Below are 15,783 nucleotides of genomic sequence, written 5' to 3'. Positions count from 1 at the left end.
GTTATTTGACAAGCTCAGCGTCGTAATTGTCGACGGTGTAGCCCCAGTTTGTGGCAGGAGAAATGCGAACTTTGGCTGCGGTGCCAGCTTTTTTAGCGCCGTCCATTTTTAATGTCAGGGTCTGGCCAGGCAGCACATAAGGGGTTGCCAGCAGCCAGTTATTATTATCAGGTAGCGTTTGCACACCCTGGCCCAGACGTACGACGTAAGGCGAGGTGTTGCTGACTGTCAGAGAATCGCCGGATTGCTTCCAGGTCAGACGTTTCCAGGGCGCAGCATCCTTTGCAAGGCCTGCTGGACGAATCAGCACAGGCAGATTTTGACGTACGCTCATGCGTACCACGTTCTGGTTTTTCTGCTGCGGAGGGACACCTTCAAAGGTGACACGCATCAGGTGTTCTGTTGTTAACGGAGTTTTCTCGGCCAGCATAAAACGTACGACCTGTGATTTACCCGGTTCAACGCGGGCAGCAGGCGGAGTAATTGCAAGCTGTGGAGCTTTATCTTCAGGAATAGGCTGTAAGGCGGTAATTAATAATACTGGGTAGCTATCCGTATTTTTAATACTGATGCTGCCTTCACCATCTTGCTGTTCAACCATAACAACGGAAGTTTCCGGCACCATGCCTGTAGCGTGTGTGAAAGTTGATGTCAGCAAAAGGGCAGCTGCGCCCGTTTTAATCAATGAAGAGAGTTTCATAATGTAGTTTCCTTGTTGGTGATAAATATAAAAAATAGGCTGCTGCTTTTGCTGTGAATAAAATTAGCGATATGCGTAAGGGCAGCCGTAAAGGCCTGCCCTTAACAGGTAGCCTAATTACAGGTAAACGATTTCAATCGTGGACATACCATCCAGAGTGATTTCTTTTGTTAAATCCAGTTCGGAGCTTTTATTCAAATATGCTTGTACGTAAAGTTTTCCAGTTAAATCTTTAACGGCAACCGGAACGTTTTCAGTGGCGTTGCTCCAGGAATACAGAATAGGGGCCGCGGCGTTGTACAAAGTTTCATAACTATTATTGGCCCAGCTATCAGAACCTTCGATCTGATAAATCGGCGTAACGTTATTTCCATCGGCCACAGAAGAACCGATTGTCATGGCATAGCCACCAATCTTATGATCATCTTCCATACCAAGTCCGACAACCGGGAATGTGCTACGCCCCATAATTGCGACAGGAGAATTCGCTGCACCACCCGCTGCTTCTTCAGCGCCTGCAGTAGTATTCTGGCGATTATTTACCGCTTTCAAAGAAATTTTAACTGGTGCATCGCAGCTGACGCCGAAATCCAAAGATTTCATCGCCAGTACGGTATAGCTATCCGCGCTTAAAGATGTTGATTTGATCGTGCCGTAATCAACTGTACCACCGCCAGAAAGGGTAGGTGTACAGGCCGATGGAGTAATAGTACCCGTTACTTTTACATCAACACTTTCAGCAGCCATAACGGACGTTGCGGTTGCAGCTAATACGGCCAGAGCACAAACGGTTTTTTGCATTTTCTTAAACATAATTTATTCCTTTAAATTAAATGATTCTTTTCCGGCTAACATTCAATCCTGAATGCAAACGATCCGTGGAAGCAGAATCAATGAGCTATTAACAATAGGTTTACTAATTTATTACCCTCACCGTAAATAGCTCGGTGAGGGTAAATTCCGGCTATTACAGGTAAGTCAATTCAATAGTGCTCAGACCGTCAAGCTGGATGTCGTGGCTCAAATCAAGCTCTGAGCCTTTGTTCAGATAAGCTTTTGCATGCACTTCAGCAGTGGCGTTAGTAAAGGATACTGGCGCATTGCTTTCAGCATTTCCCCACGACAGGCTTCTTCCAATATTAGCGTTTGCATATATTGAACATGAGGAGCTATCACCCCAGGTGCCCGCTGCCCAGTCAGTATTCCTGTAAACACAATGTGCTGCGGCGCCATCAGTAGTCAGCGAAGTTAAATATAATGCATAGCCACCAATGTTTTTATCACTATCAGTTCCAAGGCCGACAACCCAGTTACTACCGTAAATTCGAACAGGTGGAGGAGCTCCCATATCACTGGTATCCGGCGTAGAGGCTCCTGCAGCCGTACCTGGACGACCATTGACAGCGCTGATAGAAACTTTTGTTGGAGCTTCGCAAGCTATAGACATGCTAACTGACTTATCTTCGAGCACAGTATAATCATCAGTCTGTACGGTATTTGCCTTAATTGCGCCATAATCAATAGTACCGCCACCGGACAGCGTCGGTGTACAGGCAGCCGGAGTAATAGTACCGATGACTTTGACATCAACACTTTCTGCAGCCATAGCGGAAGTTGCGGTTGCAGCTAATACGGCCAGGGCACAAACAGTTTTTTGCATATGTTTAAACACGATTTATTCCTTTAAATATAGAATCTTTTCCAGTCCGCGTTCACCCTGAACGCGGACCATCCCTGGAAATAGATTCATGGCGTTTATAAAAATAACTATCTATTTTGGGTCTACTGTTTATTCCCACCGGTTATCCCGGTGGGAATAAAACCAGGTATTACAGGTAGTACAGCTCCAGGGTGCTCATGCCGTCCAGAGTGACTTCTTTAGTCAGGTCCAGTTCGGAACCTTTGTTCAGATAAGCCTGAACGTTCAGCGTCGCGTTCAGCGTTTCAAACGCAACTGGTGCGGTGGTGCTTGCTGCACCCCAGCTGGTCAGAACAGCGGCGCTGTCGCTGAACAGGGCTGAATTCGTGCTGGTGTTCCAGGTTGTTTCACCGCTGTTCTGAGTAAGCAGGGCTGCCTCGGATCCATCAACTTTGGAGTTGCTCAGGGTCATGGTATAGCCGCCAATTTTTGCTTCGCCTTCCATACCCAGGCCCACAACCGGCATGTTGCTTGCATTTAACAAGCTCACTGGCGCTACCGCCGCACCGCCAGCCCCTTCAGTCGCACCGGCAACGGTATTTGGACGGTTATTGATAGACTTCAATGCAACCTTGGCTGGGGCATCGCAGCTGATGGACAGGTCGAGCTGCTTGCTGGCCAGTACGTTATAAGCATCTGCAGACAGCGTGTTTGCTTTAATTGTGCCGTAATCAACCACGCCGCCACTGGTCAGGGTAGGAGTACAGGCTGTAGGAGAAATTGTTCCTGTGACTTTGACGTCTACGCTATCTGCTGCCATAGCGGATGTTGCGGTCACAGCTAATACAGCCAGCGCACAAACGGTTTTTTGCATCTGTTTAAACATAATTTATTCCTTTAAAGTAAATGAACCTCTTCCGGCCGGCGCTCTACCTTGAACGCAAACGCTCCCTGAAGGAGGCTCAGTGTCATTTGAGTTAATGACGCTTTGCCTTACATAAGGCGGTTATTATCTTTACCGCTCTACCCGGTAAGATAAATTCCTGGTACTACAAGTAATACAGTTCAAGCGTACTCATGCCGTCCAGATTAATGGGTTGAGTCACATCCAGTTCTGAACTTTTATTCAGATAGGCCTGGACATTTAATCTGGCGCTAAGTGTCTTAAAAGCAAAGGGAACCGTGGTGCTTACTGCGCCCCAGGTGGTTAGCACTTCTGCGCTATCACTGAATAACGTCTGGTTCGTGTCGCTGATCCAGGTTGTTTCACCTTTAGTTTGAGTGAGCAACTCTGCGGATTCACCGTCGGCCTGCGAGTCTGAGAGGGTAAGCGTATAACCTCCTATTTTCGCATCCCCTGCCATGCCCAGCCCAACGACCGGCATCCTGCTGTTTCCTAATAAGTTCACCGGGGCGCTTGCCGCTCCACCAGCACCTTCCGTTGCGCCCGCAACAGTATTAGGTCGGTTATTAATTGATTTCAGCGCGACCTTAGCTGGAGCATCACAGCTGATTGAAAGATCCAACTGCTTACTGCTCAACACATTGTAAGAGTCAGCAGATAAAGTGTTCGCGTTAATGGTGCCATAATCCACAACTCCACCGCTGGTGAGCGTGGGTATACAGGCTGATGGGGAAATGTTACCAATAACTTTAAGTTCAATGCTATCTGTTGCTATTGCAGAAAATGAGATAAAAGCAATAACAGCCAGTGTGCAAGCGTTCTTTTCTGGTCGAATAAGCATTATATATTCCTGATATTAAGTAAAATCAGTTTTCTGCCGCACATAGCCATGAAGACAAACAAACCGTGAGATAAATATTAATATAATCATGCGGCATTTTAATTGATTCACGGATGCCTGGTCATGGTTTATGACTGTTATCTTTTAAACGGTCTTTTCATGCCCGTTAGAAACTGATCTTATAATAATGTGCGATATTTCTCATAGGCCAGAACAGCATGACTATTCATTCTGTTCATACCCATCTTTTTTAAGGCGCTACATTTATGAGAGCTGACGGTTTTCGGTCTGATGGACAGCGTTGAAGATATTTCATCAATGCTTTCACCACTGACCAAAAAATTCATCACTTCGATTTCACGAAGCGTTAATTTGTTCATCTGATGGCTGTTTCTGTTTAATTGCGGCGTGCCTAATACTGCTGGCAGATAGTGGCACGGCATGCTCTTGGTGGCGACACCCGATACCAGCGTCTGGGTTTGTTTCTCTTTATAAGGCACACCTATTATTGACACCAATGGGATATGATATTTTTGTCCCAGTTCCATCAGCGTTACCGCTAGCTTGCGATTGGCTATCGCCAGCAATATGATGTCTTTTTCGGCAGGCAAACTGCTCAGGCCAATCTTTACTACAGAATTAACATCCTCTACTCTTACACTGTGTCCTGTAGATGTAAGGATGGCTTCAGCGCCGAGCGCGAAATAAGCATCATCTGAAATAATAATAATCATGACATTTTCCTTTTGTCTTGTACTCTTTCACATTGATGAAGTGAAGTAATATAGCGGCGTGACTATTTGGTGCTTGATGTAATAACCGCTGGGTTTCACCCGTACAATAAACTCTTCATCAATCCCAAATTGAATGAGTTTTTTTTCCAGAGATTGCATCACCTGCCATAAGCGCTGGTTAGAAGAGCTAAGCTTATAGCTATCCCAAACGTAAAACATTATTTCATCGTTAGAAATAATGCGCTCAGGCTCCGCGGACAACACATAAATCAAAAGACGCATCATCGTCGCACGTAAACCGACTATCTTTTTTTCATCGATGGCTTTTTCACTGCTTAATGAAATTAGCCGATGATTTTTTATGTCCACCAGGACTTTATTGTCGATCAGGTAGCCAAACAATTCCTTGTTATCGCTATCCATGTTTTTAACCTCAGATATAACTCACTAATCCTGTAAGTTATTTTTCATATCTTAGTTTACTAATGAAGCTATTCTATGCTTGCTCAAACAATGGCGGCAATACAGTTGGTTTTTAGCCGCGCAAGAATATTCCTAACCTTATTTTGATGTTATATCCTAAATTTATCTTTATGGGTGTGGTAAAATTCTGAAGAATTATTCCTAGTTAGTAGGATCCACTGCGAGGGTTTGTGGTTCGATCATCAATCAATAATTGTGTTTTTTTAGGTATTTATAGTTGAAAATGCTATCTCTTTGGCTGGGAAATTAATTAATTTACAAAATTAAAACATAATTGCTTAGGGATGGTGAGTCAGGAACCACCAGTTTATGGCTTATTTCACCTAATCCCTCTAAATTGTTGTTAACAAAAAGTAAATGAAATGAGTCGATTTGATTAGGATAAATCCTGGGGCGATGATCACAATAGATTGCGCTAAGCACAGTGCAAATACAACAACAGGTACTGAGTGTTTTTTATAATAAAAACATGATGTTATTAATATTTTATAACTATTTTTAGTTACGCGTCGACGCCAGAATCAAGTTTGTAAGTAATAGTTAAAATGTTTAGAAAATGAGTGAAATAATTTCATCAGATTTTAAGCATCTCATTCATAGCGATAAATCTCTGGCCATTGTTGCCAATAATTGCCCCAATTTGGCTACGGCGGCATAAATCTCCTCGTCCGTGAAGCCTCCCAGCCCCAGCAGCACGCCCGACTGGCTTTTTCCCGGCGAATACATATGGGAAACGGCCCGCAGGGAGATCCCGGCGGCAACGCCTTTGCGCACCACTTCGCGGTCGTCCAGCCCTTGCTTGAGCCAGAGCACCATATGCATGCCCTGATCCGTTGGCTGTAGCGTGGCGAGGTCAGAGGAGATCAGCGCCGTGACCGCCTCCATCAGCACCCGGCGTTTTTCGGCGTACACGCCGCGCATTTTGCGCAGGTGACGGTCGAGATGGCCCTCTTTCATAAAGCTCGCCAGCACGTACTGATCGGCGCTCGGCGGGTGGCGATCCATGAGGATCCTCGCGCCGTTGAACGCGCTGACCAGCGGCTGCGGGACGATAACGTAGCCCAGCCGCAGCGAGGGAAAAAGGATTTTACTGAAGGTGCCCAGATAGACCACGTTATCCGGCCCCATCCCCTGCAGGGCCGGGAAGGGCTGCCCGGCGTAGCGCATCTCGCTGTCGTAGTCGTCCTCAATAATCCACGCGTGGTTAGCTTTCGCCCAGGCAAGCAGCGCGGCCCTGCGGGACATGCTTAGCGGCATGCCGAGTGGATACTGATGCGATGGCGTGACAAAGGCTGCTCTGGCGTGGGGGGCGATCACTTTGCCGGCCTCAACGTCCAGCCCCTCCGCATCTACCGGAATGCGCACCATTTTCCTGTCGCGCGTTGCTGTTTCGAAGATATCTGTCATTCCGGGGTAGCCGGGATCTTCCACCCAGGCCGTGTCGCCACTGTCGAGGAGGATTTGTGTGGCGAGATAAAGTCCCTGTTGGGTGCCGGAAGTAATAATGATCTGTTCCGGCGTGCAGTGAACGGAGCGGGATTTGCGAACATACTCGCAAATTGCTTCACGTAACGGTCTGACTCCTTGTGGTTCGCCATAGCCTGAGGGGGCACCCGGCCCACGGGCACGAATTCGATTGCCGAGCTTTCGCCAGATATCGTCGGGGGCGGTGTCACCGACCGGGACAGAGACAGCGAAAGGTCGTGGAGAGAGCGTCTTGATTCTTTCTGCCACACGGGCAAATTTCTGGGCACTCTCAGTAAGAAAAATATCGCCTGTAGGTTCTACCTTTGGTGAAGGAATTGTTTGAGGGGAGAAGATCACGCACGTACCAGAACCACGTTTTGACTCCAGAAAGCCCTCTGCTACCAGCTGTTCGAATGCTTCCAGAACCGTACCCCTTGCCAGTTCCAGCGATGCCGCAAGGCTACGCGTTGAGGGCAGCATATCTCCCGCCTTAAGCTCGCCTTTGTGAATGGCATTTCGCAGCGCCTGGGCGAGCTGCTGGCTAAGCTGTCCGACTTTGCGGTCAAGCTTGCCGATGGCGGGAATGGCTAACACGTTGGCTTTCCGGGACATGATAATGGCCTGTTGAATAATTCAAATACTGGTTCTACAGAGTAAACCACTTAGGGCGTAGAGTAATGCTTCTGTTAGCGTTACTGGAGTCAGTCATGTACGTACCACGTCCTTTTCAGGAATCCAGCCCTGAAATCCTGAATGCCTTTATAGCGGCCCATCCTTTGGGAACTTTGGTTATACAAAACGCGCAGGGGCCGGATGCTTATCATCTGCCTTTTCACCTGGATGAAACTGGGTCGCTGCATGCTCACGTTGCCCGCGGTAACCCCGTCTGGCGCAATATTGGCGGGCATGAAAACGTGCTGGTCATTTTTCACGGCCCGCAGGGTTATATCTCCCCGGAATGGTATCCCAGCAAGCATGAGGATCACCGCCAGGTCCCGACGTGGAACTACCAGGCCGTACACGCTCGCGGGCGGCTGGTCGTCCATGGCGATGAGCGCTATATGCGCGGCCTGCTGGCACGTCTGACGGCAGAGCATGAAGCAGGTATGCAGAAGCCCTGGCAGATGTCGGATGCGCCAGAGGACTACATCGACGCCCTGCTAAAAGCCGTAGTGGGGATTGAAATCGAGGTGGCGGAGCTGAAAGGGATAATGAAGCTGGGACAAAATGAAAGCGTTGATGATCGGACCGGTGCCGCTACACAGCTGATTCAACGCGGCGAAGCGGCAATTGGCGAGGCGATGCTGGCGGCGAATAAACCTTAATCTATGGCTGCTCTTTGATTAGCCGCAGCAGCGTCTGCACCTGCTCATCAAGAGGAAGGATATCCTTTTTGACCACCAGGTGCAGCGGCGTGGCGCGGCGAGTGCCGTGGCTGAGCTGCAGAATTTTTAGCGTGCCTTCTTCGAGCTGGCGGCTGATGCGCTCTTCCGGTAGCCAGCCGTAGCCGACTTGATACGCTATGGCCTCAATGGCGGCCTCGATGGTGGAAAAGGTCCAGGACTCTACTGGCTCATCCTGTAGCGGCTTTGCTTCCCGGTTGGTGATACGAATCGGCGGGTATTGAGCCAGCTCGTCCTCGCTGACGGGGCCGGGCAGGCTGTGCAGAGGGTGATCGCGATGCGCCACGGCCACGAAGTCTATGTTCATCAGCCATTCGCCGCGCCCGGTCATGTCCTGGCGGCGCGTCAGCACCATCACATCCGCCTTCGCAATTGCCGTTTCGTCATTTTCCAGAATTTCAGTGAGGTGAACTTGCGTCTGGGGATGCAATTGCTGAAACTGCCGCAGAATCGCAAACAGCTTTCCGCGCGGGAAAATGCTGTCGACGACAAAATCCAGACGCGTTCTTACCCCGTTTTGCAGCGACGCGGCGCGGGTTTCAACGTGCTCAAACGCCTTAAGCAGCGGCCTGGCCTGGGCGAGGAGCAATTCCCCCGCAGGCGTCAAAATCGCCTTGCGTCCGGCGGCCTGAAGCAAGGCCACGCCTAATCTTTCCTGCAGCAAAGCCAGGTTATAGCTGACCGATGACTGGCTGCGGTGCGTGGCCTGTGCCGCTTTTGCGAAGCTTCCCAGCTCCACGACCTTCTCCAGCAGGGCCCACTGCTCCAGGGTTGTCTTGTGCATGACTAATCTAAAAATCTGATGAATTTGATGCAAACATAGCGTTATTAATCTAAAAAATGAAGGCCTATGATCTCCTTATCACAACAGAGGAGAGCAAAAATGAGCAAATTTGATAAACACGACCTGAGCGGATTCGTTGGTAAACATCTTGTCTATACCTACGACAACGGCTGGAACTACGAGATTTACGTGAAGAATGGCACCACGCTGGACTACCGGATCCACAGCGGCATTGTGGCAGACCGCTGGGTGAAAGATCAGTTTGCGTACATCGTTCGCGTCGGCGAAAGCGTCTACAAAATTTCCTGGACCGAGCCGACGGGGACCGACGTGAGCCTGATTGTGAACCTGGCCGACAGGCTGTTCCACGGCACCATTTTCTTCCCGCGCTGGGTCATCAACAGCCCTGAAAAAACCGTCTGCTTCCAGAACGAGCATCTGGATGAGATGGCCGCGCTGCGCGAGGCTGGCCCGGCTTACCCAACTGAGGTGATTGATGAATTCGCTACCATTACCTTCGTGCGGGACTGCGGCGAAAACAATGAAAGCGTGATTGCCTGCCCGGCAAGCGAGCTGCCGAAAACATTCCCCCAGGGCCTGTAACCCTGAGGGACGAGGGGATTAACCCGGTAAGCGGCTCCTGGGCCGCCCAGGGCCGAGCAGAATCGCCAGCTTAGCCCCGCCTTTGGTGGTTTCCATCAGGATCTTACAGACGCTGGTGAGCGGCACGGAGAGCAGCATGCCCACCGGGCCGAGCAGCCAGCCCCAGAACAGCAGCGAGAGAAACACCACGAAGGTGGACATCCCGAGGCCGCGGCCCATCATGCGCGGCTCCACGATATTGCCCAGCACCATGTGCACAACGAGGAAAAGTACACCGACCATGATCATTTCGTAGGTGCCGTTGAACAGGAAAGCCTGAATCATCGGTGGGATAGCGGAAATGACGGAACCAATATTCGGGATGTAATTAAGCAGAAAGCCCAGCACGCCCCACATCAGCGCAAACTGCACGTCCAGCAGCGCAAGCCCGGCCCAGATGATCACACCTGTCCAAAGGCTAATCAGCGTCTTCAGCGCCAGATAGTGCGTAACGCCTTTCAGCGCACGATGCATACCAGCGATATGAATTTGCGGATTGGAGAGCGCGAAGCGCAGCTTGTAAGGGACGTGGCGCACTTCAAAAAGCATGAACACGACGGTCATCACCAGCAGCAGGATGCTGGCCATTGCGCCGGAAAAGCCCGTCATCATCGTGGTGGCGAAGGCCATCACTTTCTCCGAGTCCATGCGCTGCAGCATGCGTTCCGGCGACAGGCGCAGATGCATGAAAGGCACCATCCTTTCAATCTCCAGTACCTTTTGCGTCAGCTCTTTGTTGTACTTCGGCAGCATATCCATGAAGTCGCTCATCGACGCTGCCAGCACGCCAACCAGCATGGTGAGCACTATCAGCATCACGAAAACAACGATGGAAATCGCCAGGGGGCGGTTCACCCCTCGGCGAATAAACCAGGTCACCAGCGGGTTGAGCACGATGGCAAAAAACAGCGCCAGCAGCAGCTGGACGATGATATCTGCCGCCGCGTGAATACCCGCGAGAATAATCACCAGGGCAGAGAGTTTTAAGAGGATGTGTAGCCCGACTTTATCTGCTTCCGGGGTGGGCAGGGTGCGCATGGAGGATTCCTTTCTGTTATCGATCTTCATAGTGTAGCGGTTCGTTTGTATCCCACGCAGAGGGGGTGTCTGAATCTCCTGATTTCAGGCAAAAAAAACGGCCCCCGATGGTTAACCGGAGGCCGTGCTACACCCGCAAAAGCTTATTTGATGGTGATGGTATTGATGATGTTCTCTGCGGCGGACTGCGCTTTCTGCTGATCGTCAGCCGGAAGGGTGATCTGCATGGTCAGCAGTTTTTCGTCTACCTTGCCCAGAATCACGGAAGAGTAAGCGGTCTGGCCTTTTGCAGAGATAACGGTGTCGAGCTGTTGCAGGGTATGGCCTTTAATCTCGATGGATTTATTGGTCACAACCTGAAGCTGCGGATCACGGCCACGCTGTTGTTCTTCCAGACGTTTTGCCAGCGCGGCCAGGTCATCCGGGCTGCTGTCGCCCATAATGACGATCACCGCTTTCTGACCGGTGGCGTCAGAGTAGACATGCATATTGTTCGTCTGCGTGCCCAATTTCCCGCTCTGGTCAGTCATATCCGCTGGCAGAGCAAAGCTCAGTTTGCCCTCTAACAGGCTTACCGGTTGGCCGCTGGCATTACTTTCAGCTGCTGCCCCTTCGGCAGGGGTTTTACTGTCGTTATTGTCGCAAGCGGCAAGACCCAGCACCAGCAGACCGATACCAACATATTTAACCAGGTTACGCATGACATCTTCCTTTAATGTTAACAAGCCATTGAGGCCGATATCAGCATCTTAGCACAAGATAATTCAGTCTCGGTCAACCCGGCTGTAACGATGACATTTCAGATTTGTCCGCCAGACGTTTCATCAGCATATTGAGCAGCACACCGTACATCGGCAGGAAGAACACGATGCTGATGAAGACCTTAAAGCAATAATCGACAACGGCGATTTCCACCCAGTGCTGGGCCATAAACGCGTCCGGGCTGCGCCAGAAGGCGATGAAAAAGAAGGAGAGCGTGTCGCTGACGTTACCAAACAGCGTGGAGGCTGTAGGGGCGAGCCACCAGTAGCGGCTCTGGCGCAGGCGGTTAAACACGTGTACGTCGAGGATCTGACCCAGCGCGTAGGCCATAAAGCTTGCGGCGGCGATGCGGGCAACGAACAGGTTAAAGTGCGTCAGCGCTTCAAACCCTTGCCAGCTGCCCATATAGAACAGGGCGGAAATGCCGTAGGAGATAATCAGCGCGGGCATCATCACCGCGAAGATAATGCGGCGTGCCAGCGGAGCGCCGAAAATTCGCACCGTCAGGTCGGTTGCCAGGAAGATGAACGGGAAGCTGAACGCGCCCCAGGTTGTATGGAAGCCAAACACCGAAACGGGAAGCTGCACCAGATAGTTGCTGGAGGTGATCACCAGCAAATGGAATAGCGATAGCCAGAACAGCGCCTTCATGCGCTGAGAAGAAGTGAACTGCGTCATTTTTTAGCCTTTTTAATGAATGGGGTGAGGGAACCCAGTAATCAATGTCTGCCAGCAAGCTGGACGGCGGGCATGATACTGCGTTAGCCCCGCTTTGCAATGGTTAATTTTAGCGCAATCGTTAACGTCCCTTGCGCAGGAATTTACCAGGCGTAAACTAGCGCGGTTTTTAAAATGTGAGACAGACCATGACCGATTTGTTTGCTAACCCTGACCACACGCTGGATGCCCTGGGCCTGCGCTGCCCCGAGCCGGTAATGATGGTGCGCAAAACCGTGCGCAATATGCAGACGGGTGAAACGCTGCTGGTTATCGCCGACGATCCGGCCACCACTCGCGATATCCCCGGTTTTTGCCGCTTTATGGAGCATGAATTGCTCGCGCAGCACATTGAATCATTGCCTTATCGCTATCTGCTGCGTAAAGGCCAGTAATCTCTTTCAGCCCTGTGCGCCAGCGCAGGGTTTTGAACCTTCTTTGCATCATTCCTGAACTACAGTTTCAGATATTGTCGCTTTTGTGAACTGCTTCACCTCCGCGTTTCCCGCCGTAGTCTAGTTTTTATTCGTCAAACTAAAACATTGTTTTACTTCTTACCTACCTTATCAATATCTGCTGGAGCGACAAGATGAAGAAGACTTTACTGCCTGCTTTTGCCGGCCTGTGCCTGTCCACCGCGACGCTGCTCTTTGCGCAGGCGGGCTACGCGCAAGTCATTAAAGCCGCTGACGTCCACCCGGAAGGGTATCCGAACGTGGTTGCCGTTCAGCACATGGGCGAAAAACTGAAAAAAGAGACCAACGGCGAGCTGGAGATTAAGGTTTTCCCAAGCGGCGTGCTTGGCGATGAAAAGCAGATGATCGAGCAGGCGCAGATGGGCGCCATTGACATGATTCGCGTCTCTATGGCCCCGGTTGCCGCTATTCTGCCCGACGTTGAGGTCTTTACCCTGCCGTACGTCTTCCGCGATGAAGATCATATGCACAAAGTGATCGACGGCGATCTTGGCAAGCAGATCGGCGACAAGCTTACCGCCAACCCGAAATCCCGCCTGGTATTCCTCGGCTGGATGGACTCCGGCACACGCAACCTCATCACCAAGAAGCCAGTGGTTAAACCGGAAGATCTGAAAGGAATGAAAATCCGCGTGCAGGGCAGCCCGGTTGCGCTGGCCACGCTGAAGGACATGGGGGCTAACTCCGTGGCGATGGGGGTAAGCGAAGTTTATAGCGGTATGCAGACCGGTGTTATCGACGGCGCGGAAAACAATCCGCCGACGTTCATCGCCCATAACTACATGCCGGTCGCCAAAAACTACACCTTAAGCGGCCACTTTATCACCCCGGAAATGCTGCTTTACTCGAAAGTGAAGTGGGACAAGCTGAGCGCTGACGACCAGCAGAAAATCCTCAAGCTCGCTCGTGAAGCGCAGATGGAACAGCGTGAGCTGTGGAACGCCTATAACAAGCAGGCGCTGGAAAAAATGAAAGCGGGCGGCGTGCAGTTCCATGAAATCGACAAGGCCTGGTTTGTGAAGGCGACCGAGCCGGTGCGCAAACAGTACGGCGACAAGCATCAGGAACTGATGAAAGCTATTGCTGACGTCCAGTAACCTCTGCCGCTAACGCTTTCGTGGAGGACGTATGTCCCAAAGCTACTCAAACTGGATGGATAAAGTCTACCTGGCGGCGATGGTCGTCGCCGGTTTCTCCTTGCTTGTCATGACCATCATTATTCCGATTGGGATTTTCTCACGCTATGTGCTCAACCGTGGGGAATCCTGGCCGGAGCCGGTGGCGATTATCTGCATGGTGACCTTTACGTTTATCGGCGCAGCGGTGAGCTACCGCGCAGGTTCTCATATCGCGGTAAACATGCTGACCGACCGGCTTCCTGCGGCGGCGCAGACGTTTTGTGCGCGTATTGTTGACCTGCTGATGCTGTTGATTTCAGGCGTGATGTTTTATTACAGCTATTTCCTGTGTGCAGATTTGTGGGAGCAGCCGGTGGCTGAGTTTCCCATTCTGACATCAGGTCAAACCTACCTGCCGCTGCCGGTTGGCGCGGTGCTGCTGATGTTATTTGTTATCGAGCGATTGCTGTTTGGTTCTCAGGAGAACCGGCCGGTGGTACTGCTGGGTAATCACGGTTAACGGCAAGGGGATCCAAAATGGATGCATTCATATTATTAGCTACCCTTGCCGTGCTGCTGGCGGTGGGCATGCCCGTCGCCTTTGCCGTGGGGCTTAGCGCCATGGTCGGCGCGCTGTGGATTGATTTACCGCTTGAGGCAATCATGATCCAGATAACCAGCGGGGTGAACAAATTCACGCTGCTGGCGATTCCGTTCTTTATTCTGGCAGGGGCAATTATGGCGGAAGGGGGGATTGCCCGCCGTCTGGTGAACTTTGCCTACATCTTCGTCGGGTTTATTCGCGGTGGCCTGTCGCTGGTGAACATTGTGGCATCGACCTTCTTTGGGGCGATTTCAGGCTCTTCGGTGGCGGATACCGCCTCCATCGGCAGCGTGATGATCCCGGAAATGGAAAAAAAGGGCTATCCGCGGGAATACGCGGCGGCGGTGACGGCGAGCGGATCGGTGCAGGCGATACTTATCCCGCCCAGCCACAACTCGGTGATTTATTCGCTGGCGGCTGGGGGCACGGTTTCCATCGCCACGCTGTTTATTGCCGGTGTGCTGCCTGGATTGTTGCTCGGTTCCTGCCTGATGGTGATGTGCCTGGGTTTTGCCCACAAGCGTGGCTACCCGAAGGGCGATCGCATTCCTTTCAAGCAGGCGCTGAAAATCTTCTTTGATGCGCTGTGGGGCCTGATGACCGTGGTGATTATCCTCGGCGGCATTCTGACCGGCGTGTTCACCGCCACGGAATCGGCGGCGGTGGCCTGCGTCTGGGCGTTCTTCGTCACCATGTTTATCTACCGTGACTACAAATGGAACGAGCTGCCGAAGCTGATGTTCCGCACGGTGAAAACCGTCTCGATCGTCATGATTTTGATTGGCTTTGCCGCGGCCTTCGGCGCGGTGATGACCTACATGCAGCTGCCCGCGCGCATCACGGAGTTCTTCACGTCGCTGTCCGACAACAAGTACGTGATCCTCATGTATCTCAACGTCATGCTGCTGTTGATCGGTACGCTGATGGATATGGCACCAATCATCCTGATCCTGACGCCGGTATTGCTGCCGGTGACCAACGCGCTGGGCATCGATCCGGTGCATTTCGGGATGATCATGATGGTGAACCTGGGGATCGGGCTAATCACCCCGCCGGTGGGTTCGGTGCTGTTCGTGGCAAGCGCGGTCAGCAAGCAGAAAATAGAAGTGGTGGTGAAGGCCATGCTGCCGTTCTACGCCATGCTGCTGGTGGTGCTGGCGATGGTGACCTACATCCCGTGGGTGTCGCTGTGGCTACCCCATGCGTTGGGGATGAACTAAACCCGGCGGATGACGCTGGCGCTTATCCGCCCTTGTATCTTGAACCGGTAGCTGGTTAGCTACCGGTTACACGAAACGGAGGAAGCTTGTATCCGCCCTGAAGACGCCGATCTTTCTTCGTAGCTTAAGCCCTCCGTTTCACCTTTCACGTCACTCAAAATCCGAACGGTAACCAGAAGCTCTGACTTCGTATGTACAAGGCTGGAATGACGTGTTGGCTCAGGTGAAAGGAGACAAAATATGTTCACTCT

Annotated in this window: 18 protein-coding genes; 6 read left to right on the top strand and 12 right to left on the bottom strand. The window is 51.4% G+C overall.

Annotation, left to right across the window (positions count from 1 at the left end):
* Position 1 precedes the first annotated feature (1 nt).
* The 8 genes from HYQ67_RS15880 to pdxR all read right to left on the bottom strand — a co-directional run bounded on the left by HYQ67_RS15880 (position 2) and on the right by pdxR (position 7,380).
* On the bottom strand, positions 2-700 hold the full coding sequence (locus tag HYQ67_RS15880; protein ID WP_202304988.1) for a fimbria/pilus chaperone family protein: 699 nt from the start codon (positions 698-700) through the stop codon (positions 2-4).
* A gap of 117 nt (positions 701-817) precedes the next feature.
* Complete coding sequence (locus tag HYQ67_RS15875) at positions 818-1,513, bottom strand: DUF1120 domain-containing protein (RefSeq protein ID WP_202304986.1); 696 nt, start codon at positions 1,511-1,513, stop codon at positions 818-820.
* Positions 1,514-1,667: 154 nt separating this feature from the next.
* A complete protein-coding gene (locus tag HYQ67_RS15870; RefSeq protein WP_202304984.1) occupies positions 1,668-2,372 on the bottom strand; it encodes a DUF1120 domain-containing protein in 705 nt (234 codons plus the stop codon).
* A gap of 157 nt (positions 2,373-2,529) precedes the next feature.
* On the bottom strand, positions 2,530-3,225 hold the full coding sequence (locus tag HYQ67_RS15865) for a DUF1120 domain-containing protein (protein ID WP_237391282.1): 696 nt from the start codon (positions 3,223-3,225) through the stop codon (positions 2,530-2,532).
* Between the two features lie 163 nt (positions 3,226-3,388).
* Positions 3,389-4,084: a DUF1120 domain-containing protein gene (locus HYQ67_RS15860; RefSeq protein ID WP_202304982.1), complete on the bottom strand. Its 696-nt coding sequence runs from the start codon at positions 4,082-4,084 to the stop codon at positions 3,389-3,391.
* A 179-nt stretch (positions 4,085-4,263) separates the two neighbouring features.
* Complete coding sequence (locus tag HYQ67_RS15855; protein WP_202304980.1) at positions 4,264-4,818, bottom strand: response regulator transcription factor; 555 nt, start codon at positions 4,816-4,818, stop codon at positions 4,264-4,266.
* A 27-nt stretch (positions 4,819-4,845) separates the two neighbouring features.
* Entirely contained in the window at positions 4,846-5,241 is a 396-nt protein-coding gene (locus HYQ67_RS15850; RefSeq protein ID WP_202304978.1) for a winged helix-turn-helix domain-containing protein, read from the bottom strand.
* A 654-nt stretch (positions 5,242-5,895) separates the two neighbouring features.
* Positions 5,896-7,380, bottom strand: coding sequence for a MocR-like pyridoxine biosynthesis transcription factor PdxR (gene pdxR, locus HYQ67_RS15845; RefSeq protein WP_202304976.1), 1,485 nt, complete (start codon positions 7,378-7,380; stop codon positions 5,896-5,898).
* A gap of 95 nt (positions 7,381-7,475) precedes the next feature.
* Here pdxR and HYQ67_RS15840 point away from each other — a divergent pair, with 95 nt between their 5' ends.
* Positions 7,476-8,093 (top strand): FMN-binding negative transcriptional regulator, encoded by a 618-nt coding sequence (locus tag HYQ67_RS15840; RefSeq protein ID WP_202304974.1) that lies wholly within the window; start codon positions 7,476-7,478, stop codon positions 8,091-8,093.
* Position 8,094: 1 nt separating this feature from the next.
* Here HYQ67_RS15840 and HYQ67_RS15835 read toward each other — a convergent pair whose 3' ends face one another.
* Positions 8,095-8,955: a LysR family transcriptional regulator gene (locus HYQ67_RS15835; protein ID WP_202304972.1), complete on the bottom strand. Its 861-nt coding sequence runs from the start codon at positions 8,953-8,955 to the stop codon at positions 8,095-8,097.
* A gap of 99 nt (positions 8,956-9,054) precedes the next feature.
* Between HYQ67_RS15835 and HYQ67_RS15830 the strand changes: the two genes are divergently transcribed.
* Positions 9,055-9,558: a phenolic acid decarboxylase gene (locus tag HYQ67_RS15830; protein ID WP_202304970.1), complete on the top strand. Its 504-nt coding sequence runs from the start codon at positions 9,055-9,057 to the stop codon at positions 9,556-9,558.
* Between the two features lie 18 nt (positions 9,559-9,576).
* On the opposite strand, the gene HYQ67_RS15825 is transcribed toward HYQ67_RS15830, so the two are convergent.
* The 3 genes from HYQ67_RS15825 to HYQ67_RS15815 form a co-directional block, all read right to left on the bottom strand.
* Positions 9,577-10,626 (bottom strand): AI-2E family transporter, encoded by a 1,050-nt coding sequence (locus HYQ67_RS15825; protein ID WP_202305190.1) that lies wholly within the window; start codon positions 10,624-10,626, stop codon positions 9,577-9,579.
* 152 nt (positions 10,627-10,778) lie between these two features.
* Positions 10,779-11,336 (bottom strand): DcrB family lipoprotein, encoded by a 558-nt coding sequence (locus tag HYQ67_RS15820; protein ID WP_202304968.1) that lies wholly within the window; start codon positions 11,334-11,336, stop codon positions 10,779-10,781.
* Between the two features lie 73 nt (positions 11,337-11,409).
* The gene (locus tag HYQ67_RS15815; RefSeq protein ID WP_202304961.1) at positions 11,410-12,075 is read right to left on the bottom strand and encodes a 7-cyano-7-deazaguanine/7-aminomethyl-7-deazaguanine transporter; all 666 of its coding nucleotides are present in this window, start codon (positions 12,073-12,075) and stop codon (positions 11,410-11,412) included.
* A 188-nt stretch (positions 12,076-12,263) separates the two neighbouring features.
* Between HYQ67_RS15815 and tusA the strand changes: the two genes are divergently transcribed.
* From tusA to HYQ67_RS15795, 4 genes are all read left to right on the top strand, one after another.
* Positions 12,264-12,509 (top strand): sulfurtransferase TusA, encoded by a 246-nt coding sequence (gene tusA / locus HYQ67_RS15810; RefSeq protein ID WP_202304960.1) that lies wholly within the window; start codon positions 12,264-12,266, stop codon positions 12,507-12,509.
* Between the two features lie 194 nt (positions 12,510-12,703).
* Positions 12,704-13,687, top strand: coding sequence for a TRAP transporter substrate-binding protein (locus tag HYQ67_RS15805; RefSeq protein WP_202304959.1), 984 nt, complete (start codon positions 12,704-12,706; stop codon positions 13,685-13,687).
* Positions 13,688-13,718: 31 nt separating this feature from the next.
* Positions 13,719-14,228 (top strand): TRAP transporter small permease, encoded by a 510-nt coding sequence (locus HYQ67_RS15800; RefSeq protein ID WP_202304958.1) that lies wholly within the window; start codon positions 13,719-13,721, stop codon positions 14,226-14,228.
* Between the two features lie 17 nt (positions 14,229-14,245).
* A complete protein-coding gene (locus HYQ67_RS15795) occupies positions 14,246-15,532 on the top strand; it encodes a TRAP transporter large permease (RefSeq protein ID WP_202304957.1) in 1,287 nt (428 codons plus the stop codon).
* Positions 15,533-15,783: the final 251 nt, after the last annotated feature.

The sequence above is a fragment of the Dryocola clanedunensis subsp. sulfonylureivorans genome (genome assembly GCF_016756775.1).
In the GTDB taxonomy this organism is placed as follows: Bacteria; Pseudomonadota; Gammaproteobacteria; order Enterobacterales; family Enterobacteriaceae; genus Dryocola; species Dryocola clanedunensis.
This window is presented reverse-complemented; position numbering and strand designations above follow the sequence as displayed.